At 59.7% G+C, this 22,925-nt stretch carries 19 protein-coding genes, 3 tRNA genes and 1 other RNA gene; 12 read left to right on the top strand and 11 right to left on the bottom strand.

What is annotated here, in order from left to right; genetic code table 11:
• The first annotated feature begins 154 nt into the window (after positions 1-154).
• Complete coding sequence (gene ppsA, locus ACSBQQ_RS07395) at positions 155-2,533, top strand: phosphoenolpyruvate synthase (RefSeq protein WP_041034881.1); 2,379 nt, start codon at positions 155-157, stop codon at positions 2,531-2,533.
• Positions 2,534-2,643: 110 nt separating this feature from the next.
• Here the strand turns inward: ppsA and rprA are convergent.
• Positions 2,644-2,753: antisense sRNA RprA (rprA, locus tag ACSBQQ_RS07390), an RNA gene on the bottom strand.
• A 258-nt stretch (positions 2,754-3,011) separates the two neighbouring features.
• Positions 3,012-4,112 (bottom strand): AI-2E family transporter YdiK, encoded by a 1,101-nt coding sequence (gene ydiK / locus ACSBQQ_RS07385; RefSeq protein WP_033646299.1) that lies wholly within the window; start codon positions 4,110-4,112, stop codon positions 3,012-3,014.
• 244 nt (positions 4,113-4,356) lie between these two features.
• Between ydiK and ydiJ the strand changes: the two genes are divergently transcribed.
• Together ydiJ and menI are read left to right on the top strand one after the other, a co-directional pair.
• The gene (gene ydiJ / locus ACSBQQ_RS07380; protein ID WP_060428193.1) at positions 4,357-7,413 is read left to right on the top strand and encodes a D-2-hydroxyglutarate dehydrogenase YdiJ; all 3,057 of its coding nucleotides are present in this window, start codon (positions 4,357-4,359) and stop codon (positions 7,411-7,413) included.
• Positions 7,410-7,826 carry a 1,4-dihydroxy-2-naphthoyl-CoA hydrolase gene (gene menI / locus ACSBQQ_RS07375; protein WP_016927938.1) on the top strand — a complete coding sequence of 139 codons (417 nt, stop codon included), beginning with the start codon at positions 7,410-7,412 and terminating at the stop codon, positions 7,824-7,826. Before ydiJ ends, menI begins: the two co-directional genes overlap by 4 nt.
• 45 nt (positions 7,827-7,871) lie before the next feature.
• On the opposite strand, the gene ACSBQQ_RS07370 is transcribed toward menI, so the two are convergent.
• The gene (locus ACSBQQ_RS07370; protein WP_004931369.1) at positions 7,872-8,276 is read right to left on the bottom strand and encodes a hypothetical protein; all 405 of its coding nucleotides are present in this window, start codon (positions 8,274-8,276) and stop codon (positions 7,872-7,874) included.
• A gap of 527 nt (positions 8,277-8,803) precedes the next feature.
• On the opposite strand from ACSBQQ_RS07370, the gene sufA reads away from it, so the two are divergent.
• The 7 genes from sufA (at position 8,804) to ACSBQQ_RS07335 (ending at position 15,724) form a co-directional block, all read left to right on the top strand.
• On the top strand, positions 8,804-9,175 hold the full coding sequence (gene sufA / locus ACSBQQ_RS07365; RefSeq protein WP_004931368.1) for a Fe-S cluster assembly scaffold SufA: 372 nt from the start codon (positions 8,804-8,806) through the stop codon (positions 9,173-9,175).
• A 14-nt stretch (positions 9,176-9,189) separates the two neighbouring features.
• Entirely contained in the window at positions 9,190-10,686 is a 1,497-nt protein-coding gene (sufB, locus tag ACSBQQ_RS07360) for a Fe-S cluster assembly protein SufB (protein ID WP_033638360.1), read from the top strand.
• A 43-nt stretch (positions 10,687-10,729) separates the two neighbouring features.
• Positions 10,730-11,476 carry a Fe-S cluster assembly ATPase SufC gene (gene sufC / locus ACSBQQ_RS07355; RefSeq protein ID WP_016927936.1) on the top strand — a complete coding sequence of 249 codons (747 nt, stop codon included), beginning with the start codon at positions 10,730-10,732 and terminating at the stop codon, positions 11,474-11,476.
• The gene (sufD, locus tag ACSBQQ_RS07350; RefSeq protein WP_060428191.1) at positions 11,451-12,737 is read left to right on the top strand and encodes a Fe-S cluster assembly protein SufD; all 1,287 of its coding nucleotides are present in this window, start codon (positions 11,451-11,453) and stop codon (positions 12,735-12,737) included. The genes sufC and sufD overlap by 26 nt, the downstream gene beginning before the upstream one ends.
• A complete protein-coding gene (gene sufS, locus ACSBQQ_RS07345; protein ID WP_060418489.1) occupies positions 12,734-13,960 on the top strand; it encodes a cysteine desulfurase SufS in 1,227 nt (408 codons plus the stop codon). Before sufD ends, sufS begins: the two co-directional genes overlap by 4 nt.
• Positions 13,961-13,996: 36 nt before the next feature.
• A complete protein-coding gene (gene sufE, locus ACSBQQ_RS07340; RefSeq protein WP_033646295.1) occupies positions 13,997-14,413 on the top strand; it encodes a cysteine desulfuration protein SufE in 417 nt (138 codons plus the stop codon).
• A gap of 297 nt (positions 14,414-14,710) precedes the next feature.
• Entirely contained in the window at positions 14,711-15,724 is a 1,014-nt protein-coding gene (locus tag ACSBQQ_RS07335; RefSeq protein WP_033638364.1) for a L,D-transpeptidase family protein, read from the top strand.
• A 141-nt stretch (positions 15,725-15,865) separates the two neighbouring features.
• Here ACSBQQ_RS07335 and ACSBQQ_RS07330 read toward each other — a convergent pair whose 3' ends face one another.
• The 7 genes from ACSBQQ_RS07330 to ACSBQQ_RS07300 form a co-directional block, all read right to left on the bottom strand.
• Positions 15,866-16,102, bottom strand: a complete 237-nt coding sequence (locus tag ACSBQQ_RS07330; protein WP_004931354.1) for a major outer membrane lipoprotein — start codon at positions 16,100-16,102, stop codon at positions 15,866-15,868.
• A gap of 308 nt (positions 16,103-16,410) precedes the next feature.
• Positions 16,411-17,823 carry a pyruvate kinase PykF gene (gene pykF, locus ACSBQQ_RS07325; protein WP_033638367.1) on the bottom strand — a complete coding sequence of 471 codons (1,413 nt, stop codon included), beginning with the start codon at positions 17,821-17,823 and terminating at the stop codon, positions 16,411-16,413.
• A gap of 393 nt (positions 17,824-18,216) precedes the next feature.
• Positions 18,217-18,522 carry a cupin gene (locus ACSBQQ_RS07320; protein ID WP_049196154.1) on the bottom strand — a complete coding sequence of 102 codons (306 nt, stop codon included), beginning with the start codon at positions 18,520-18,522 and terminating at the stop codon, positions 18,217-18,219.
• A 111-nt stretch (positions 18,523-18,633) separates the two neighbouring features.
• A tRNA-Val gene (locus tag ACSBQQ_RS07315) sits at positions 18,634-18,710 on the bottom strand.
• A 20-nt stretch (positions 18,711-18,730) separates the two neighbouring features.
• Positions 18,731-18,807 (bottom strand) — tRNA-Val (locus tag ACSBQQ_RS07310).
• Between the two features lie 20 nt (positions 18,808-18,827).
• Positions 18,828-18,904 (bottom strand) — tRNA-Val (locus tag ACSBQQ_RS07305).
• 182 nt (positions 18,905-19,086) lie between these two features.
• Complete coding sequence (locus ACSBQQ_RS07300; RefSeq protein WP_033638369.1) at positions 19,087-20,463, bottom strand: MATE family efflux transporter; 1,377 nt, start codon at positions 20,461-20,463, stop codon at positions 19,087-19,089.
• A 238-nt stretch (positions 20,464-20,701) separates the two neighbouring features.
• On the opposite strand from ACSBQQ_RS07300, the gene ACSBQQ_RS07295 reads away from it, so the two are divergent.
• Positions 20,702-21,352 (top strand): riboflavin synthase, encoded by a 651-nt coding sequence (locus tag ACSBQQ_RS07295; protein ID WP_033638371.1) that lies wholly within the window; start codon positions 20,702-20,704, stop codon positions 21,350-21,352.
• Between the two features lie 54 nt (positions 21,353-21,406).
• Positions 21,407-21,700 (top strand): I78 family peptidase inhibitor, encoded by a 294-nt coding sequence (locus ACSBQQ_RS07290; protein WP_033648175.1) that lies wholly within the window; start codon positions 21,407-21,409, stop codon positions 21,698-21,700.
• A gap of 73 nt (positions 21,701-21,773) precedes the next feature.
• Here the strand turns inward: ACSBQQ_RS07290 and cfa are convergent, their stop codons facing one another.
• The gene (gene cfa, locus ACSBQQ_RS07285) at positions 21,774-22,925 is read right to left on the bottom strand and encodes a cyclopropane fatty acyl phospholipid synthase (RefSeq protein WP_033638372.1); all 1,152 of its coding nucleotides are present in this window, start codon (positions 22,923-22,925) and stop codon (positions 21,774-21,776) included.

Raw genomic sequence — 22,925 nt, 5'->3', positions numbered from 1 at the left:
CTTAAAAACCACTTTCTTCAGTGGGTTGATCGATTCACCTTTCCATTTTCCCCGGATCAGTGTGCTAGTCTGATTCGGCTCCGTGTTAGCGGCGCCGTAAAGCAAGCGAATTAAATCCGTCTTTACCCTACTGATAGCAATAAGGATTGTCTCGATGTCCAACAATGGCCCAGACTTGCGTAATGTGCTTTGGTACAACCAGCTTGGCATGCACGACGTTGACCGTGTCGGCGGTAAAAACGCCTCCCTCGGTGAAATGATCACCAATCTTTCCGATTTGGGCGTGGCCGTGCCGAACGGTTTTGCCACCACCGCACAGGCGTTTAACGATTTCCTCGAACAAAGCGGTGTTAACCAGCGCATCTATCAGCTACTGGATCAGACCGACGTTGACGACGTTGCACAACTGGCCAAGGCCGGCGCCCAGATCCGCCAATGGGTGATCGACACGCCGTTCCACGCCGAGTTCGAACGCGAAATTCATCAGGCTTACCAACAGCTCGCCGACGGCGAACCGGAAGCTTCTTTCGCGGTGCGCTCCTCCGCCACGGCGGAAGACATGCCGGACGCGTCCTTCGCCGGCCAGCAGGAAACCTTCCTCAACGTGCAGGGCATCGACGCCGTAATGGTGGCGATCAAGCACGTGTTCGCATCGCTGTTCAACGACCGTGCCATCTCTTATCGCGTGCATCAGGGTTATGACCACCGCGGCGTGGCGCTGTCGGCGGGCGTACAGCGCATGGTGCGCTCGGATTTGGCCTCTTCGGGCGTGATGTTCACCATCGATACCGAGTCCGGTTTTGATCAGGTGGTGTTTATCACCTCCGCCTTCGGCCTGGGTGAAATGGTGGTGCAGGGCGCAGTGAACCCGGATGAGTTCTACGTGCACAAACCGACGCTGCAAAACGGCAAGCCGGCGATCGTGCGCCGCAACCTGGGTTCGAAAAAGATCCGCATGGTGTACGCGCCGTCGCAGGATCACGGCAAGCAGGTGCGCATCGAAGACGTGCCGGAAGCGCAGCGCAGCCGTTTCTCGCTGACGGATGACGAAGTGCAGGCGCTGGCGCAGCAGGCGATCCTGATCGAAAAACATTACGGCCGCCCGATGGATATCGAGTGGGCGAAAGACGGCCATACCGGCAAGCTGCTGATCGTGCAGGCGCGCCCGGAAACCGTGCGCTCCAACGAACAGACCATGGAGCGCTACCAGCTGAACGGCTCCAGCCCGGTGCTGGTGGAAGGCCGCGCCATCGGCCACCGCATCGGCGCCGGTCCGGTGAAAGTGATCCACGACATCAGCGAAATGGATCGCATCCAGCCGGGCGACGTGCTGGTCACCGACATGACCGACCCGGACTGGGAACCGATCATGAAGAAGGCCGCCGCGATCGTCACCAACCGCGGCGGGCGTACCTGTCACGCGGCAATCATCGCCCGTGAGCTGGGGATCCCGGCGGTGGTGGGCTGCGGTCACGCCACCGACGTGCTGAAAGACGGCCAGAAAGTCACCGTCTCCTGCGCGGAAGGCGACACCGGCTTTGTTTACAGCGATATGCTGGACTTCAGCGTGCAGAGCTCCGAAGTGACCGAGCTGCCGGATCTGCCGCTGAAGATCATGATGAACGTCGGCAACCCGGATCGCGCCTTCGACTTTGCGCGTTTGCCGAACGAAGGCGTGGGCCTGGCGCGGCTGGAATTTATCATCAACCGCATGATCGGCGTGCACCCGCGTGCGCTGCTGGAGTTCGATCAGCAGACGCCGGCGCTGCAAAACGAGATTCGCGCGCTGATGCAGGGTTACGATCATCCGGTCGAGTTCTACGTCGGCCGCCTGACCGAGGGCATCGCGACGCTGGGCGCCGCCTTCTGGCCGAAGCGCGTGATCGTGCGCCTGTCCGATTTTAAATCCAACGAGTACGCCAACCTGGTGGGTGGCGACAAGTATGAACCGCACGAAGAGAACCCGATGCTGGGCTTCCGCGGCGCGGGCCGCTACGTGGCCGACAGCTTCCGCGATTGCTTCGCGCTGGAGTGCGAGGCGGTGAAACGCGTGCGTAACGAAATGGGGCTGACCAACGTCGAAATCATGGTGCCGTTTGTGCGCACCGTGGCGCAGGCGGAAGCGGTGGTGGCCGAGCTGGCGCGTCAGGGGCTGAAGCGCGGCGAAAACGGGCTGAAAGTGATCATGATGTGCGAGATCCCGTCCAATGCGCTGTTGGCGGATCAGTTCCTCGAACACTTCGACGGCTTCTCCATCGGCTCCAACGACATGACCCAGTTGGCGCTGGGGCTGGATCGCGACTCCGGCGTGGTGTCGGAGCTGTTCGACGAACGCAACGACGCGGTGAAAGCGCTGCTGTCGATGGCGATTCAGGCGGCCAAGCGCCACGGCAAATACGTCGGTATCTGCGGCCAGGGCCCGTCCGACCACGAAGACTTCGCCGAGTGGCTGATGGAGCAGGGCATCGACAGCCTGTCGCTTAATCCGGACACCGTGGTGCAGACCTGGATCAATTTGTCGAAAAAGAAATAATGTCTCGGCCTCGCTGAGGCATTAACGCTGGGCCGCAGTTAACGCTGCGGCCTTTTTATTTCTGAATGTAAATAACGGCGCGTAAAATAATCAATTCGACGAAAAAAGAATAAAAAAAAAGCCCACCGTAGGAGATGGGCAAAGACTACACACAGCAATTCACATGTATGGCATTACATTGTTCAGAAAGGTTGCTTTAAAATCAGTGATTTGAAGCAATAGATGGCCATAATACTAGATTTTTGAACGCGACTAGTCATTAAGAATCATCCTAATCGATAGCGGCATCACATTTTATTTGCGGGAGTTATCTCTTTTTGCCGTTTGCAACAAACAGGGATTTACATTGCACCTTTCATTCGCGGCACCGTAATCAATATATGGCGGCATTATATTGGGTGGAGATATTACTCGAATGGGGTAGGAATAACGGCAGGAATGAAAAGTTCCGCCCGACGATGCGGGCGGAAGAGGGGAATCAGCGTTTTTCCAAATCTTCGATGACTTGCTCCGGCGCGGTGGTCGGCTCCGGCGCTTCATCCATCCAGGCGGTCAGCAGGCGATAAGATACCGCCAACACCACCGGGCCGATGAACAGGCCAATCATGCCGAAGGCCAGCAAGCCGCCGATAACGCCGGACAGGATCAGCAGTAGCGGCAGATCGGCGCCCATGCGGATCAGCACCGGGCGCAGCACGTTATCCAGCGTAGCCACCACGCAGCTCCAGACCAGCAGCACGGTGCCCCAGGTGGTATCGCCGTGCCAGTACAGCCAGATGATGGCCGGCACCAGCACCAGCAGCGGCCCCAATTGCGCCACGCAGCAGATGAAGATCAGCATCGTCAGCAGAGTGGCGGCCGGAATGCCGCTCACCGCCAGACCGATGCCGCCCAGCACCGACTGCACCAGCGCCGTCACCACCACGCCCAGCGCGACGGCACGGATCGCCTGGCCGCCCAGCAGCACCGCCGCATCGCCACGCGCAGAGCCGAGGCGCACCGCAAAGTGGCGGATGCCCAACGCCACCTGCTCGCCGCGCGCATACAACAGGGCACTGAACAGCAGCATCAGCGCGCAGTGCAGCAGCAGACGGCCGATATGCGCGGCCTGCGCCACGAACCAGGTGGCGGTTTGGCCGAAGTACGGCTGCACCTTCGCCAGCAGCGCGGCGCCGCCGGCGTTAACCAGCGTATGGTAGCTGGTATAGAGCCTGTCGCCGATCATCGGCACGGACTGCAGCCAGGCGAGATCGGGAATATGCAGTTTGCCCGGCGAGCTGGCCCAGGCGATCAGCGGCGCGCTGTTATCCACCACGCTGCTGATCAGCAGAGAGATAGGCAAAATGAACAGCAGGATCAGCAGCAGGGTCATCACCAGCACCGCCAGCGAGCGGCGGCCCCACAGCAGCTTTTGCAGTTTGAGCAGCAGCGGCCAGGTGGCGATCACCACCATTCCCGCCCAAGCGAAGCCGAGAATGAACGGTTGGATCACCCAAAAACAGGCGACGATCATGATGGCGATAAACAGCACGCCGAAAATAATTCGCGGTAAGTCGTAACGCGATTGCGGGAGTGGCATCAGTGGCTTCTCATCCTGGTCAATTAAATCCCTGGCACCGGCGAATCGGGTGCCTGTCGGTCGGTTTATTACCGCCGGACGGCCGCCTGTGGCGGCGTTCGCAGGGCGGTAATAATGTGAATGCCTTCACTAAACGAGTATGTTAGTTTTTAGTGTCACTAAAAAATAGGGTGGGTCTGAATTAAAGGCCCGATTCAGCGTACATCAGCGCATAAAAAATAGACGGACAGGGTCAAAAAAGCGAATGATCCCACAGATTTCTCAGGCGCCCGGCCTCGTTCAACGGGTGCTCGACTTTTTGGAAGCACTGAAGCAAAACGGATTCAACGGCGACACCGCCACCAGCTATGCCGACCGGCTGACGATGGCCACCGACAACAGCATCTATCAGCTGTTGCCCGATGCGGTGGTGTTCCCCCGTTCCACCGCCGACGTGGCGCTGATCGCCCGCCTGGCCGGGGAAGAGCGATTCAATACGCTGACCTTCAGCCCGCGCGGCGGCGGCACCGGCACCAACGGCCAGTCGCTCAATACCGGCATCGTGGTCGATATGTCGCGCCATATGAACCGCATTCTGGAGATCAACGTTGAACAAGGCTGGGTAAAAGTCGAAGCCGGGGTGATCAAGGATCAGCTGAATCAATATCTGCGGCCGTTCGGCTACTTCTTCTCGCCGGAACTGTCCACCAGCAACCGCGCCACCCTGGGCGGCATGATCAATACCGACGCCTCCGGCCAGGGTTCGCTGGTGTACGGCAAAACCTCCGATCACGTGTTGGGCCTGCGGGCGGTGCTGCTGGGCGGCGAGATGATCGATACCCGCGCCATGCCGACGGCGCTGGCGGAAACGATTGCTCTGGACGAGACCGCCGAAGGGCGTATCTACCGCACGGTGCTGAACCGCTGCCGCGAGCAGCGCTCGCTGATCCTGGAGAAATTCCCCAAGCTCAACCGCTTCCTCACCGGTTACGATCTGCGCCACGTGCTGAGCGACGATCTGCAAACCTTCGATCTGACGCGCATCCTGACCGGCGCCGAAGGCACGCTGGCGTTTATCACCGAGGCGCGGCTGGACATCACGCCGCTGCCGAAAGTGCGCCGTTTGGTTAACGTAAAATACGACTCCTTCGACTCGGCGCTGCGCAATGCGCCCTTTATGGTCGAAGCCAAGGCGCTGTCGGTGGAAACCATCGATTCCAAGGTGCTGAACCTGGCGCGTGAAGACATCGTTTGGCACTCGGTGAACGAACTGATCGCCGACGTGCCGGATAAAGAGATGCTCGGGCTGAACATCGTCGAGTTCGCTGGTGACGATCGGGCGCTGATCGACGGCCAGATGGAAAACCTGTGTCAACGGCTGGACGAATTGATCGCGCAGCGGCAGGGCGGCGTGATTGGTTACCAGATCTGTGGCGATCTGGCGGGCATCGAGCGCATTTATAACATGCGCAAGAAGGCGGTCGGGCTGCTGGGCAACGCCAAAGGGCGCGCCAAGCCGATTCCGTTCGCCGAGGACACCTGCGTGCCGCCGCAACACCTGGCGGACTATATCGTCGAATTCCGTCAACTGCTCGACGACCACCACCTGAGCTACGGCATGTTCGGCCACGTCGACGCCGGGGTGCTGCACGTGCGCCCGGCGCTCGACATGTGCGACCCGCAGCAGGAGGTGCTGATGAAGCAGATCTCCGATCGGGTGGTGGCGCTGACCGCCAAATACGGCGGCCTGCTGTGGGGGGAGCACGGCAAGGGGTTCCGCGCGGAATACAGCCCTGAGTTCTTCGGCGAAACGCTGTATGAAGAGCTGCGCCGCATCAAGGCGGCATTCGATCCGGATAACCGCCTGAACCCGGGCAAGATCTGTTCGCCGCTGGCGGTGGATGCGCCGATGATGCAGGTGGACGCGGTCAAGCGTGGCACCTTCGATCGCCAGATCCCGGTCGAAGTGCGCACCTCATTCCGCGGCGCGCTGGAGTGTAACGGCAACGGCCTGTGCTTCAACTTCGACGTGCGCAGCCCGATGTGCCCGTCGATGAAGATCAGCGGCAACCGCATTCATTCACCGAAAGGGCGGGCGACGCTGGTGCGCGAGTGGCTGCGTCTGTTGGCCGAGCAGGGCGTCGATCCGCTGGCGCTGGAGAAAGAGCTGCCGCAGCAGCGAGTCAGCCTGCGCGGTTTGATCGAAAAGACCCGCAACAGCTGGCATGCCAGCAAGGGCGAGTATGATTTCTCGCACGAAGTGAAAGAGGCGATGTCCGGCTGCCTGGCCTGCAAGGCCTGCTCCACCCAGTGCCCGATCAAGATTGACGTGCCGGGATTCCGTTCGCGCTTCCTGCAGCTCTACCACACCCGCTATCTGCGCCCGGTAAGCGACTACATGGTCGCCGGCGTGGAGAGCTATACCCCGTTGATGGCCCGCGCGCCGAAGGTGTTCAACTTCTTCTTCCGCCAGCCGTGGCTGCGGGAGATGAGCCGCAACGCCATCGGCATGGTCGATCTGCCGCTGCTGTCCAGCCCGACGCTGCGTCAGCAGCTGTCCGGCCACCGCGCGACCACGCTGACGCTGGAGCAGCTGGAAGGGCTGAGCGCCGATCAGCGCGCCGATCACGTGCTGATCGTCCAGGATCCGTTCACCAGCTATTACGACGCCAAAGTGGTGGCGGACTTTGTCCGGCTGGTGGAGAAGCTCGGCTATAAACCGGTGCTGCTGCCGTTCTCGCCGAACGGCAAGGCGCAGCATGTGAAGGGGTTCCTGACGCGGTTCGCCCGCACCGCGCGCAAAACCGCCGATTTCCTCAACCGTGTGGCGCAGCTCGGCATGCCGCTGGTGGGCGTCGATCCGGCGCTGGTGCTGTGCTACCGCGACGAATACCGCGAGATCCTCGGCGCCGAGCGCGGCGATTTCCAGGTGCAGCTGGTGCACGAATGGCTGCAGCAGCGGATCGCGGATCGCGCCGAACAGCCGGCGACCGGCGAACCCTGGTATCTGTTCGGCCACTGTACCGAAACCACCGCGCTGCCGGCCAGTGGCCAACAGTGGGCGGCGATCTTCGCGCGCTTCGGCGCCAAACTGGAGAACGTCAGCGTCGGCTGCTGCGGCATGGCGGGCACTTACGGCCATGAAGCCAAGAACCTGCAAAACTCGCTCGGCATTTATGAGCTATCATGGCACCCGACGCTGCAGCGTTTGCCGCGGCAGCGCTGCCTGGCGACCGGCTATTCCTGCCGCAGCCAGGTGAAACGCATCGAGGGCAATGGCGTGCGCCACCCCTTACAGGCACTTCTGGAGATGATTGAGTGAAATTGTGGAAACGTGAAACATCGCTGGAGCAGCTGAACCGCGCCGGCGACGGCTGCATGGTCAGCCATGTGGGCATCGAGTTTACCCAGCTGGGCGAGGATTTCCTCGAGGCCACCATGCCGGTCGATGGCCGCACCCGGCAGCCGTTCGGGCTGTTGCACGGCGGGGCGTCGGTGGTGCTGGCGGAATCGATGGGATCGATGGCCGGTTACCTGTGCAGCGAGGGCGAGCAGAAAGTGGTGGGGCTGGAGATCAACGCCAACCACCTGCGCGCGGTGTTCGATGGCCAGGTGCGCGGGGTGTGCCGCGCCCTGCACGTTGGCCGCCGTCATCAGGTGTGGCAAATCGAGATCTTCGACGCGCGCGATCGGCTGTGCTGCACCTCGCGTCTGACCACGGCGGTCATCGACTGATTCCCGCCGGTTTCCGCAGGCGATCGGCCTGCGGAGCCTTGCGCCTTACAGCTGAAACGGCACGCGTTTGACGAAGTCCTTCTGAAACGCGTTTGCCTTCTCCCAGGTGCCTTCCATTGCATATTTTTGGCAGATCAGCGTCAGCGTGTGGCGAGCGAAGTGGTAGCTTTGCACCCGAAAAAGCTGGCAGCGCTGTGGGTTGTTGATCTCGACGATCAGCCGGTTGTGCAGCTTGCTGAGCGCATGCAGGTAGCTGTCGTCGTCGCCGTTCTCCAGACACAGATTGGCCATGGTGAGGCTGACGCTGTTATACCGCTTCAGGTGGTCGATATTGCATTCCGGGCGCCGCAGCGCCGCTTCGGCCATGTAAAAGTCCACCGTGGCGTCGCGCACGCTGAATTTGTAGTCATCAATCTTGCCCAGCAACCATGCGTTGATCGAAAGAGTCATTGGCTTCGCGCTCAAATTACAATTGAATGATAATCATTATCATATAAACTGCCGCGTTGCCGATCAATCCCCGGCGCGGCGTTTTTTCATCGCGCGGGGGTGTAAAAGGCCGTCGACGACCCAATTTAATCCTGAGCGACTAAACTTTAACCTGAGGGTGCGCGCTTGCGCCGCGCCACGAAATGCCGATAAACGCACATTTACGACAGACAGAATGCAGAAATAGGTATTTTCTATGAATGTTTAGAACGGCAACGCCCCGCGGCGCTGTAACGCTGACGGGCCACCGGGGAGTGCGGTACGGTGATGCAGGATAGAGAACAAATTCATAGGGATAGCATGCACGCCTTGCCGCCAGACGCCGCAAGCCGCCACGGGTGTCCCGTTGGCTTGCCGCGCGCCGCAGCGAAAAACCGCGCTCGCGGCGGATACCCCCGCAAAACAAACGGTTGAAGTGATAATCGTTATCACTAACATATAAGCAACCCAGATTGGCTGTGGCCAAACACGAGTGTGAGGTAGACCCTATGCAAACGGAAAATGTCGGCACTTTTTCTCTGGATGAAAATGTCTGGCAAGGCATTTCGCTCAGCGACAGCGCCGTACGACAAATAACCAAACTGATGCAGCAGGATCCGCAGGTGAAAGGGCTGCAGCTAGGGGTGAAACAATCCGGCTGCGCCGGCTTTGCCTATGTGCTGGATCTGACCCGCGAACCCGCCGATGACGATCTGCTGTTTGAGCGCGACGGCGCCAAACTCTATGTGCCGCTGAAGGCCATGCCGTTCATCGATGGCACCACGGTAGATTACGTCCGCGAAGGGCTGAATCAGATATTCAAATTTAACAACCCTAAAGCTCAGCATGCCTGCGGGTGCGGCGAGAGCTTTGGCGTTTGAGCGATGCAATCAACATGACACGAAGCAATGTAGAAATGCCTAATGAAGTGCAGGCTTGGGTCAGCGAAGGTCGCTACAAAGAAGGTTTCTTCACCCAGCTGGCAACCGATGAGTTGGCCAAAGGCATCAACGAAGAGGTGGTGCGCGCCATCTCGGCCAAGCGTAACGAACCCGAGTGGATGCTGGAATTCCGCCTCGAGGCCTACCGCGCCTGGCTGCAGATGGAAGAGCCGCACTGGTTGAAGGCCAATTACGATCGCCTGAACTACCAGGACTACAGTTACTATTCGGCGCCGTCCTGCGGCAGCTGCGACGACGCCTGCGGTTCGCAACCCGGCGCCGAGCAGCAACCGGGCGCGGCGACGGAAAAAGATTACCTGACCAGTGAAGTGGAGCTGGCGTTCAACCAGCTCGGCGTGCCGGTGCGCGAGGGCAGCGAGGTGGCGGTGGACGCCATCTTCGACTCGGTCTCTGTCGCTACCACTTACCGTGAAAAACTGGCGGAGAGCGGGGTGATTTTCTGCTCGTTCGGCGAAGCGATCCAGGAATACCCGGATCTGGTGCGTCAGTACCTGGGGCGCGTGGTGCCGTCCAACGATAACTTCTTCGCCGCGCTGAACGCCGCGGTGGCTTCCGACGGCACCTTCGTTTATGTGCCGAAGGGCGTACGCTGCCCGATGGAACTGTCGACCTACTTCCGCATCAACGCCGCCAAAACCGGCCAGTTCGAGCGCACCATCCTGATCGCCGACGAAGGTAGCTACGTCAGCTATATCGAGGGCTGTTCCGCCCCGGTGCGCGACAGCTATCAGCTGCACGCGGCGGTGGTGGAAGTGATCCTGCATAAAGACGCCGAAGTGAAATACTCGACGGTGCAGAACTGGTTCTCCGGCGGCGAGAGCAAGGGCGGTATCCTCAACTTCGTCACCAAGCGCGCGCTGTGCGAAGGCGCCGGCTCGAAAATGTCCTGGACCCAGTCGGAAACCGGCTCGGCCATCACCTGGAAATACCCGAGCGTGATTTTGCAGGGCGACAATTCGATCGGCGAATTCTTCTCGGTGGCGCTGACCAGCGGCCATCAGCAGGCCGATACCGGCACCAAGATGATCCACATCGGCAAAAACACCAAGTCGACCATCATCGCCAAAGGCATCTCCGCTGGCCACAGCGAGAACACCTATCGCGGCCTGGTGAAAATCCTGCCGGGGGCGGAAAACGCCCGTAACTTTACCCAGTGCGACTCGATGCTGATCGGGCCGGACAGCGGCGCCCACACGTTCCCTTACGTTGAAGCGCGCAACAACAGCGCTCAGCTGGAGCACGAAGCCACCACCTCGAAGATCGGCGACGACCAGCTGTTCTACTGCCTGCAGCGCGGCATCAGCGAGGATGACGCCATTTCGATGATCGTCAACGGCTTCTGCAAGGACGTTTTCTCCGAGCTGCCGCTAGAGTTCGCCGTCGAGGCGCAGAAACTTCTGGCCATCAGCCTGGAACACAGCGTGGGTTAATCGCCGCATTTTTAGCGCCGCCGGCGCTATCTGAGGACACAGCATGTTAAGCATCAAGAATTTGAAAGTCAGCGTGGAAGGCAACGAGATCCTCAAGGGATTGGATCTGGAGATCAAACCGGGCGAAGTGCACGCCATCATGGGGCCGAACGGCTCGGGCAAGAGCACGCTGTCCGCCACGCTGGCCGGGCGTGAAGAGTACGAAGTGACCGAAGGGGAAGTCACCTTCAAGGGCAAGGATCTGCTGGAGCTGGATCCGGAAGATCGCGCCGGCGAAGGCGTGTTCCTGGCCTTCCAGTACCCGGTGGAGATCCCCGGCGTCAGCAACCACTTCTTCCTGCAGACGTCGGTCAACGCGGTGCGCAAATACCGTGAGCAGGAGCCGCTGGATCGCTTTGACTTCGCCGATTTCATCGAAGAGAAAATCGCGCTGCTGGATATGCCGGCCGATCTGCTGACCCGTTCGGTCAACGTCGGCTTCTCCGGCGGCGAGAAAAAGCGCAACGACATTCTGCAGATGGCGGCGCTGGAGCCGGATCTGTGCATTCTCGATGAAACCGACTCGGGCCTGGACATCGACGCGCTGAAGATCGTCGCCAACGGCGTCAACTCGCTGCGGGACGGCAAGCGCGCGTTTATCATCGTCACCCACTATCAGCGCATTCTGGACTACATCCAGCCGGATTACGTACACGTGCTGTCCCAGGGGCGCATCGTCAAATCCGGCGATTTCTCGCTGGTGAAACAGTTGGAGGAGCAGGGCTATGGCTGGCTTACCGACCAACAGTAATTCAAACGCGCTGCAGCAGCTGTATCGCCTGTTCGAAGGCCGCGGCGGCGAGCGTTCGCCGCATGCGCTGGCGCACTGGCAGCAGGCGCTGCGCCTCGGCTGGCCAACGCGCAAGCATGAAAACTGGAAATACACGCCGCTGGAGAGCCTGCTGGAGCAGCAGTTCCTCGAACCGCAGCCCGCGCCGGTGAGCGCTGATCAGCTTGAGGCGCTGGCGCTCGGCATCGATGCCTGTCGGCTGGTGTTTATCGACGGCCGCTACAGCGCCGCGCTGAGCGATGGCGATTTGGGCGACTACCAGTTCGAATTGACCGCCTACGGCACGCCGCAGGCGCTGCCGGAGCCGATCCAGCCGGAAATTTTCCTGCACCTGACCGAAAGCCTGGCGCAGGAAACCAGCCTGATTCGCTTGCCGGCCGGCAAGGTCCCGGCCCGCCCGCTGTACCTGCTGCACATCAGCAGCGGACGCGGCGCCACCGGGGAAGTGAACACCGTGCATCATCGTCACCATCTGGAGATCGGGCGCGGGGCCGAGGCGGAAGTGATTGAACACTACGTCAGCCTGGGCGAGGCCGCGCACTTCACCGGCGCGCGCCTGACCGCCAACGTGGCGGACAACGCCGGGCTGTTGCACTGCAAGCTGGCGTTTGAAAGCCAGCCGAGCTACCACTTTGCCCACAACGATCTGGTTATCGGCCGCGACGCGCGGGTGAAAAGCGACAGTTTCCTGCTGGGCGCCGGTCTGACACGCCACAACACCAGCGCGCAGCTGAACGGCGAAGGCGCAAACCTGGTGATCAACAGCCTGGTGCTGCCGGTGGGCAAAGAGATCTGCGATACCCGCACCTATCTGGAGCACAACAAGGGCTATTGCGAAAGCCGCCAGCTGCATAAAACCGTGGTCAGCGATCGCGGCAAGGCGGTGTTCAACGGCATGATCAAAGTGGCCAAGCACGCGATTAAAACCGACGGCCAGATGACTAACCATAACCTGCTGTTGGGCAAGGTGGCGGAGGTGGATACCAAGCCGCAGCTGGAGATCTACGCCGACGACGTCAAATGCAGCCACGGCGCCACCGTGGGGCGCATCGATGAAGAGCAGCTGTTCTATCTGCAGTCGCGCGGCATCGACAAACACGCGGCGCAGCAGATGATCATTTTCGCCTTCGCCGCCGAGCTCACCGAAGGCATCGCCAATGACACCATCCGGGAACGGGTGCTGGCGCGCATCGCCCAGCGCCTGCCGGGGGAGGCTGAATGAGTTATCCGATTGAACGCGTGCGCGGCGATTTCCCGCTGCTGGCGCGTGAGGTGAACGGCCAACCGCTGGCCTATCTCGACAGCGCCGCCAGCGCGCAGAAACCGCAGGCGGTGATCGACCGCGAGCTGGAGTTCTACCGCCACGGTTATGCGGCGGTGCATCGCGGCATTCATACCCTGAGCGCCGAGGCGACCCAGCAGATGGAAGCGGTGCGGGAACAGGCGGCGCGCTTTATCAACGCCGCCTCGGCGGAAGAAATGGTGTTCGTCAAGGGTACCACCGAAGGCATCAATTTGGTGGCCAACAGCTTTGGCCGCCACCTGCTGCAGCCGGGCGATGCGATTCTCATCACCGAGATGGAGCACCACGCCAATATCGTGCCGTGGCAGATGCTGGCGCAGGAGCGCGGGCTGCAGCTGCGGGTGTGGCCGCTGCAGCCGGACGGTACGCTGGATCTGGCGCTGCTGCCGGAGCTGGTCGACTCGTCCTGCAAACTGCTGGCGCTGACCGAGGTCTCCAACGTGCTGGGCACCGTCAACCCGGTGCGCGACATCATCGCCCGCGCCAGAGCCCTGGCGCCGGAGCTGACGGTGCTGGTGGACGGCGCGCAGGCGGTAATGCACCAGCGCGTCGATGTTCAGGCGCTGGACTGCGATTTTTACGTATTTTCCGGCCATAAGCTGTACGGCCCTTCCGGCATCGGCATGCTGTACGGCCGCCAGGCGTTGTTACAGCAGATGCCGCCGTGGGAAGGGGGCGGCTCGATGATCCGCCAGGTCAGCCTGACGGCGGGCACCACCTTCGCCGATCCGCCGTGGCGCTTCGAGGCCGGTTCGCCGAACACCGCCGGCATCATGGGGCTGGGGGCGGCGTTCGATTACGTCGAAGCCCTGGGCCTGAATGCGATCCACGATTATGAACAGTCGCTGATGCACTATGCGCTGGAGGCGCTCAGGCAGTTGCCGACGCTGAAAGTTTATGGTCCGGCCCATCGCGCCGGGGTGATCGCCTTCAACCTGGGGGAGCACCATGCCTATGATGTCGGCAGCTTCCTCGACCAGTACGGCATCGCCATTCGCACCGGCCATCACTGCGCGATGCCGCTGATGGCGTTTTATCAGGTGCCGAGCATGTGCCGCGCTTCGCTGGCGTTATATAATACCCGCGAAGAGGTGGACCGGCTGGTGGCCGGGCTGCAACGCATTCATCAGCTATTAGGCTAGGCCGGGGCGCGTCCCCGGCGGTACAAAAGGATCCCCATGGCGAATTTGCCGGACAAAGATAAATTGGTGCGTAATTTCTCCCGCTGTTTGAACTGGGAGGAGAAATACCTGTACGTGATTGAACTCGGCGCCAAATTGCCGCCGCTGGACGAGGCCGAGCGGCAGGCCGGCAACCTGATTTCCGGCTGTCAGAGCCAGGTATGGATCGTGATGCGCCGTGATGAGCAGGGGCAGGTCGAGTTTCACGGCGACAGCGACGCGGCGATCGTCAAAGGGCTGCTGGCGGTGGTGTTTATTCTTTATCGTCAATTGACGCCACAGCAGATCGTCGATCTCGATGTGCGGCCGTTTTTCAGCGAGTTGGCGCTCAGCCAACATCTGACGCCTTCGCGTTCACAGGGGTTGGAGGCGATGATCCGCGCCATTCGCAGCAAAGCGGCGCAGCTGGCCTGACCCATAACGGCCGCACCCTCAAGGCTCATTGATACCTTCGCTTTGTCAATGAGTCTTTACAATCCGCAGTTTTCCTCCTGGCAATGCTCCCAATTCAGTGATATTTCAGCAGCTTACCTATTGACGTTTCGTTGACAATCAGCGGCGGCGATTACGTTATAACGTGTTGATTTTTAGAGGACTTATTGCCTTTGATACCAGCGTTGCTAGTATTAATCAGGTATTGTCTGATTTACCCACCGCCAGGCGCTCGTTAGCCTTGGGGGCGAACCGTCATAAAAAAATATAGGGATGATAATGAAACGTGCGTTGAGTTTAATGGGCATGGTCTTCGCCACCGTATTGGCCGGCACGCAGGCCGCCAGTGCGACCGAGTACCCGCTGCCGCCGCCGGACAGCCGTCTGATCGGTGAAAACACCACTTATACCGTGCCAAACGACGGCCGTCCGCTGGAGGCGATCGCCGCCGACTACAAGATCGGCCTGCTGGGCATGCTGGAAGCCAACCCTGGCACTGACCCGTTCCTGCCTAAGCCGGGTTCGGTGCTGACCATTCCGACCCAAATGCTGCTGCCTGACACCAAGCGTGAAGGGATCATCGTCAACCTGGCCGAGCTGCGCCTTTACTACTACCCGAAAGGCGAGAACAAAGTGATCGTCTATCCGATCGGTATCGGCCAGACCGGGATGCACACGCCGCTGGAGGTGACCTCCGTCAGCCAGAAGATCCCTAACCCGACCTGGACGCCAACCGCCAATATCCGTAAACGCTATCAGTCCCAGGGCGTGACGCTGCCAGCGGTGGTGCCGGCCGGCCCTGAGAACCCGATGGGGTTGTTCGCCCTGCGTCTGGCGATGGGGCGCGGTGAATACCTGATCCACGGCACCAACGCCAACTTCGGTATCGGCATGCGCGTCAGCTCCGGCTGCATTCGTCTGCGTCCGACGGATATCGAAGCGCTGTTCAATCAGGTGCCGCGCGGTACGCGGGTGCAGGTGATCAACGATCCGGTGAAGATTTCGGTTGAGCCGGACGGCAAACGCTATGTGGAAGTGCATCAGCCGCTGTCGCGGGTAGAAAGCGACGATCCGCAGACCATGCCGATTGCGTTGTCTAAAGCGGAGAAAGCCTTCGCTGCGGATGCTCAGACCGATCGCGCCGTGTTCGATAGCGCGGTTGTACGCCGTTCTGGCATGCCGGTGCTGGTCAACGTAGGGGAGAGCCCGTCGGCGGTGAGTTTGACGCCTGCAGCGACGCCTGAGGCGAATAAGAGCCCATTCAAGGCCGCGCCAATCAGTTCCGTGAACTAAGTTTGCAGGATTGTGTGGTCGAAGAGGGGTTCAGCGTGCTGAGCCTCTTTTTTTTGCCTGCGGTGCAGGAAAAACCAGTCCAAGGGACAGGCAAAAAAAAACGGCGCACAATGTGCGCCGTTTTCAATAACCAAAGCTATCTTACTTTTTGTAAGCGTGAGCTTGGTTGTCCAGACGCTGGTTAGCGCGTGCTGCGTCGTCTTTAGCAGCTTGAACGTCAGAACGCATTGCGTTCACGTCGTTGCTCAGCTGATCAACTTTAGCGTTCAGAGTCTGAACGTCAGAAGACAGTTGATCGATTTTAGCGTTGCTAGAGCAGCCAGCCAGCAGAGTGGAACCCAGGATTACCGCGCCCAGTACCAGTTTAGTACGATTCATTATAACACCCTCTAGATTGAGTTAATCTCCATGTAGCGTTACAAGTATTACACAAACTTTTTTCGAAAGAGAATAATTTTTTAGTGTTGAGGTGCTTTATTTTGATCGTTCGCTCAAACTTGCATCTGGTTTTACAAATTAGTTAAAAAAACGAGGGAAAACAGCCGGCTTCCATGGGACTACTCCGATTCTTTATTAGCTAAATAATGAGCGGATCGCGGTTGCGTTTTGAGAAAAATAGTTTACTGCCGATAAAAAAAACGCCGCAAAGCGGCGTTTTGATCAAGGCAATTATGTCACGTTTTATATTACAGCACGTGTACCGAGGCAGTGTTGGTGGTGCCGCTCGGCACCAGCGCGCCGGAAACCATCACCACGACGTCGCCTTTCTGTGCCAGGCCGCTGGCCAGGGCGGCTTCTTTACCGATGCGGTAGAAGTCGTCGGTAGAGGCGATTTCCTTGACCATCTGCGGGATGACGCCCTTGCTCAGCACCAGCTGGTGCGCGGTGGTTTCATTGGTGGTCAGCGCCAGGATCACCGCGTTCGGGAAGTATTTACGCACGGATTTCGCCGACTTGCCGCCGCTGGTGGCGACCACGATCAGCGGCGCGTCCAGTTTCTCGGCGGTTTCAACCGCACCCCGGCACACCGCTTCGGTGATGCGCAGCTTGCGGCGATCGTTCAGGGCGTCGATGCGGCTTGGCATCACGCGATCGGTACGCTCGCAGATGGTCGCCATGATGTTGACCGCTTCCAGCGGGTATTTGCCCTTGGCGCTCTCGCCGGACAGCATGACGGCATCGGTGCCGTCCAGGATGGCGTTGGCAACGTCGCCGGCTTCCGCGCGGGTAGGGCGCGGGTTCTTGATCATGGAATCGAGCATCTGGGTGGCGGTGATCACCACTTTACGCGCGCGGTTGCATTTCTCGATCATCATCTTCTGGGCGAAGATCACTTCTTCGACCGGGATCTCCACGCCCAAGTCGCCACGGGCAACCATGATGCCGTCGGACGCTTCGAGGATTTCGTCGAAGTTGTTCAGGCCTTCCTGGTTTTCGATCTTGGAGATGATCTGGATTTGCTCGCCGCCGTGGGCTTTCAGGTGTTCGCGGATCTCCAGCACGTCTGAGCGTTTGCGGATGAAGGACGCCGCCACGAAGTCGACGCCTTGCTCGCAGCCGAAGATCAGGTCGCGTTTGTCTTTTTCGGCCAGCGCAGGCAGCTGGATGGATACGCCCGGCAGGTTGACGCCCTTGTTCTCGCCCAGGTCGCCGTTGTTCAGCACTTTACAAACGACTTCGTTCTCGGTCACGTTGGTGACTTCCATGCCGATCAGGCCGTCGTCAACCAGCACGGTATTGCCGATCTTCAGGTCGGCGGCGAAGCCGGCGTAGGTGACCGCCACGCGTTCGCTGTTGCCGATCACGCTCTGGTCGGTGGTGAAAGTGAAGGTTTGGCCGGCGACCAGCGAGGCGTCTTTGCCGCCTTCCAGTTTCATGGTGCGAATTTCCGGGCCTTTGGTATCCAGCAGGATGCCGGCGTTGATGCCGGTTTTCGCCATCACGGCGCGCATGTTCTTGATGCGGTTGCCGTGCTCTTCATAGTCGCCGTGAGAGAAGTTGAGACGCATCACGTTCATGCCCGCATTGAGCAGGTTGGTCAGCATTTCTTCCGATTCGGTTTTTGGACCGATGGTACAAACAATTTTGGTCTTTTTCATGGCGGAGTTTTCTACAAGTTGTGATGGATAAAAAAACGAATTTGACCGGCGCGGTTTACGCCGGTAGGGAATTTGGGCCGTGCCTGGTGGTGAAAAACATAGTTAAGGATAGGTGACGACAGTTGAAGTGGGGCGGAAAAATTCAGCCCGCGCGGGGGCGCGGGGATGCTGCGCAACGGGGTAAGATCACATCGTGTTGTTATTGCGTTTTCGCAGATCAAGGGCTGAAACCATTCAACTGATAGACGTTGCGCATTATAAAGGCTAAGCGGCGGGAAACAAAATAAAAAACCGCGGCGGTGCGGCGGATATAGCAAAACGGGGCCAAATGTGGCGCAAATGCAACGCGTTGTGGGCCGTTTGTTGCGCAAATAACCTTTCTGTAAATATGGCTTACCGCGTTAGGGGGATTTCCAGCAGCACGCCGGCGCTCAGGCAGAAGCAGCCGCTGGCGACGTTGGCCGGCAATATCAGGCTCTCACCGGCCCGCACCACTCGCGTATCGCCGCCGAGAGTGAACTCGAATTCACCGGATATCACTCGGGTTTGCAGCGCGTGCGGGGGCTTTTGCAACTGGCCGAAGGCGCCGGCTTCGAAACGCACTTCCGCCGCCGGCGAACCGTCGCTCATCACGCCTTCACGGCGGGCAAGGCCATTGTCGAGCGGTAAAAAGGCGGTTTTGGCGGTAAAAGTGGTCATGTGGCGTTCCTGATGACGGTAGCACGGCGCGATCGACATAACGGGCAGGCGGTCGGGCAGAGACGAAATAACGGGAAGTATAACGCGACAGGGGGAGGTGAATCAGCAATATGGTGCGTCCGAGTGGACTCGAACCACCGACCCCCACCATGTCAAGGTGGTGCTCTAACCAACTGAGCTACGGACGCACTGCGCTGCTTCTGAAATTTGGTGCGTCCGAGTGGACTCGAACCACCGACCCCCACCATGTCAAGGTGGTGCTCTAACCAACTGAGCTACGGACGCACTGTACTGCTTCAGGAATTTGGTGCGTCCGAGTGGACTCGAACCACCGACCCCCACCATGTCAAGGTGGTGCTCTAACCAACTGAGCTACGGACGCATCTTTTCCTGCCTGTCATGGCTGACAGCGGGGACGAATATTAACGAGCTACCCGCGTGCTGGCAAGGGGAAAAGCGCAATTTTATTTGGTATTTCACGCGATTGCTGAGGTTGTGCGCAGTCCGGCGTTTTTTTCCGCAAACCGCAGCCCGGCCGGGGATGAAACCGGCCGGGCTGCGGATTCAGCGCGTGGATCGCTGCAGGATGACGGTGGTCGGCTGTTTCTGCAGCCAGCGCATGCGCAGCGCCATCATGATGGCGGCGAAGGTCAGGCCGATGATAAAGCCGATCCAGAAACCGCTCGGCCCCATCGCCGGCACCACCGCGTCGGTTAACGCCAGCAGATAGCCGCTCGGCAGGCCCAACACCCAATAAGCAATGAAGGTGATGAAGAAGATCGCGCGGGTATCTTTATAACCACGCAGCACGCCGCTGCCGATCACCTGGACAGAATCCGAGATCTGGTACAGCGCCGCCAGCAGCATCAGCTGCGAGGCCATCGCCACCACCGCCGGGCTGTCGTTGTACAGTAGGGCGATCGGTTCGCGGAAGGCGGCGGTAAACAGCGCGGTGCAGACGGCCATGGTGATGCCGACGCCGATGGCGGAGTAGGCGGCGACGCGCGCGCCTTCGACCGAGCCTTCCCCCAGACGATAACCGACGCGGATGGTGGCGCCGACGCCCAGCGACAGCGGCAGTACGAACATCAGCGCGCTGAAGTTAAGCGCGATCTGGTGGCCGGCGACCGCGACGATCCCCAGTGGCGACACCAGCAGCGCCACCACGGCGAACAGAGTGACTTCGAAGAACAGCGCCAGCGCCACCGGCATGCCGATGCCGATCAGGCGTTTCAGCGCCGCCCAGTCCGGGCCGCCGAGATCGCCGGTTTGGCGTTTGATGTCGCGCTGCGACGGCGCGCGCTTCACGTAGCCGCGCATCATCAGGAACATGATCCAGTAGACGCTGCCGGTGGCGACGCCGCAGCCGACGCCGCCCAGCTCCGGCATGCCGAATTTGCCGTAGATGAAGATGTAGTTGATCGGGATATTCACCAGCAGGCCGAGGAAGCCGATCACCATGCCGGGCTTGGTTTTGGACAGCCCCTCGCACTGGTTGCGCATCACCTGGAAGAACAGGTAACCCGGCGCCCCCCACATGATGGCGTGCAGATAACCGACGGCTTTATCCGCCAGCTGCGGATCGATGTTGTGCATCATGTCGATGACGAACTTGCAGTTATACAGCACGACGATCAGCAGCACGGACACGCCGGAAGCCAGCCAAAAACCCTGGCGCACCTGGTGAGCGATGCGATCGCGACGCCCGGCGCCGTTGAGCTGGGCGATAACCGGGGTCAGCGCCAGCAGCAGGCCGTGGCCGAACAGGATGGCCGGCAGCCAGATTGAAGTGCCGACCGCAACCGCCGCCATGTCGGTGGCGCTGTAAGCGCCGGCCATGATGGTATCCACCACGCCCATGGCGGTTTGCGATATTTGCGCGATGATGACCGGGATAGCGAGAGCCAATAAACTACGCGCTTCAATTAAGTACTTCTGCACGCATACACCTTTTCTATTTATATATGTGGGAGGGAGGGCTGCCGCGAGAGGACAACAATTAAAATAGCGGAATTTTGTCAAAAAGATTGTACCTGCTCGGCGTCGTTAAGCAAACGCCGCAGATAAATAGTTATTAAATGCGCAGCCATTCGTTTTTTGCCGTCGCGGATTTGGTTTTCAGCGCCAACTGGGGCAAACTGCCGATAGCGTTTTAACCTATTTAGTAAAAGAGGCACATATGTTCACCGGTATCGTACAAGGCACCGCGCCGCTGGTCGCCATTGATGAGAAACCCAATTTCCGCACCCACGTGATCGAAATGCCTGCCGAGCTGCTGCCGGGGCTGGAGCTGGGCGCGTCGGTGGCCCATAACGGCTGCTGCCTGACCGTCACCGCGGTGGAAGGCAACCGCGTCAGCTTCGATTTGATTAAGGAAACGCTGCGCCTGACCAACCTCGGCGATCTGGCGCTGGGCGACATCGTCAATATCGAGCGCGCGGCGAAGTTCAATGACGAAATTGGCGGCCATTTGATGTCCGGCCATATTATCTGCACGGCGGAAGTGGCCAAGATTTATACCTCGGAAAATAACCGGCAGGTATGGCTGCGCATGCCGAATGCCGAATTGATGAAATATGTGCTGCACAAAGGCTTCATCGGCATCGACGGCATTAGCCTGACCATCGGCGAAGTGGTGAATAACCGTTTCTGCGTGCACCTGATCCCGGAAACGCTGGATCGCACCACGCTGGGTAAGAAACGCCTGGGTGACAAGGTGAACATCGAGATCGATCCGCAAACGCAGGCGGTGGTGGACACCGTCGAGCGCGTGCTGGCCAATCGGGAAGCGGCGCTGGCGGCGGCGATGGCGCCGGCGCACAAAGACTGACAGCGATTCGGGCGTTGCCGCCGGAATCGAATCATAAGCAGAGAGGAGAAACGCGTGAAGTTTTATGGGAAAACGTTGTTGTTAACCGCGTTGCTGGCGCTGAGCGCCTGCAGCAGTTCGCCTGAGCAGGGCGCGAGCGCGCAAATGGCCGATGCGGATGATACCTGCGGCGCTTCGCAGTATCAAAACTTCGTCGGCAAACCGATGACCTCGCTGGAAGGCGTGCGGATCGACGCCAAGGTGCGCGCCATTCCGTACAACTCTGCCGTCACCATGGATTTCAACCTGCGCCGCCTGAACTTCCTTGGCGACAGCGACGATAAAATCATCCGCGTCTACTGCGGCTAAGCCGTACGCGTCGAACGAGCAAAAAAAGGCCCCGGCGATATTGCTGCCGGGGCCTTTTTTGTCGGGCAAGCGCTTAGCGGGCGACGCGGATGCCGCCTTCAACGCCTTTCGGGCTGAACACCACCTGCCACAGCTGCAGATCGCGCGCCCGGAACGCGCCGGCGCAGGCGTTCAGGTAATAGCTGAACATCCGCTCGAAGCGTTCGGAATAGCGCGGTGCAAGCTGCGGCCACGCCTGTTTGAAGCGCTCGAACCAGGCCATCAGCGTGCGATCGTAGTCGGCGCCGATGTTGTGCCAGTCTTCCATCACGAAATGGCCTTCGCTGGCTTCGGCGATATGGCTCACTGAAGGCAGGCAGCCGTTCGGGAAAATGTACTTGTTGATCCACGGATCGACGTTCATGTCGGTTTTGTTGGAGCCGATAGTGTGCAGCAGGAAGAGACCGTGCGGCGCCAGATTGCGTTCTACCACATTGAAATAGGTGCGGTAGTTTTTCGGCCCGACGTGCTCGAACATGCCGACCGAGACGATGCGATCGAACTGCTGATGCAGATCGCGGTAATCCTGCAGCAGGATCTGCACATCCAGCCCGGCGCAGCGCGCCTGAGCCAGCTTCTGCTGTTCTGCGGAGATGGTCACGCCGACCACCGATACGCCGTAATTTTTCGCCGCATAGGCGGAGAGGCCGCCCCAGCCGCAGCCGATGTCCAGCAAGCGCATGCCCGGTTGCAGCTGCAGTTTCTCGCAGATCATCCGCAGCTTGGCTTCCTGTGCCTCCTCCAGCGTGGTGGCGTCTTTCCAGTAGCCGCAGGAATATTGCATGTAAGGATCGAGCATCAGGGTAAACAGATCGTTGCCGAGATCGTAATGTTCTTTGCCGACGATCCAGGCGCGCTTTTTCGATTGCAGATTGGTCAGGCGCGCGGCGGCGATACGCAGGGTATCTTTCAGGTGGTGGGGGAGTTTCTTCTCCAGCCCGGCGCTGACCACGCGCTGGAAGAACATATCCAGCCGCTCGCATTCCCACCAGCCGTCCATATAGCTTTCGCCCAGGCCCAGCGAACCTTGCTGCAAGACGCGTTTAAAGAAATCGGGGTTTTTAACCTGAATATCGAAGGGGCGCGAACCGTTGATTTCAATGCCGGCCAGGCCGAGCATTTCGTGCGCGATACGGTACCACTGATTGTCCTGGATGCTCAGATCTTCTATACACGATGAACTCAT

It is taken from the genome of Serratia sp. G204Y, assembly GCF_051172435.1.
GTDB lineage: Bacteria > Pseudomonadota > Gammaproteobacteria > Enterobacterales > Enterobacteriaceae > Serratia > Serratia sarumanii.
This window is presented reverse-complemented; position numbering and strand designations above follow the sequence as displayed.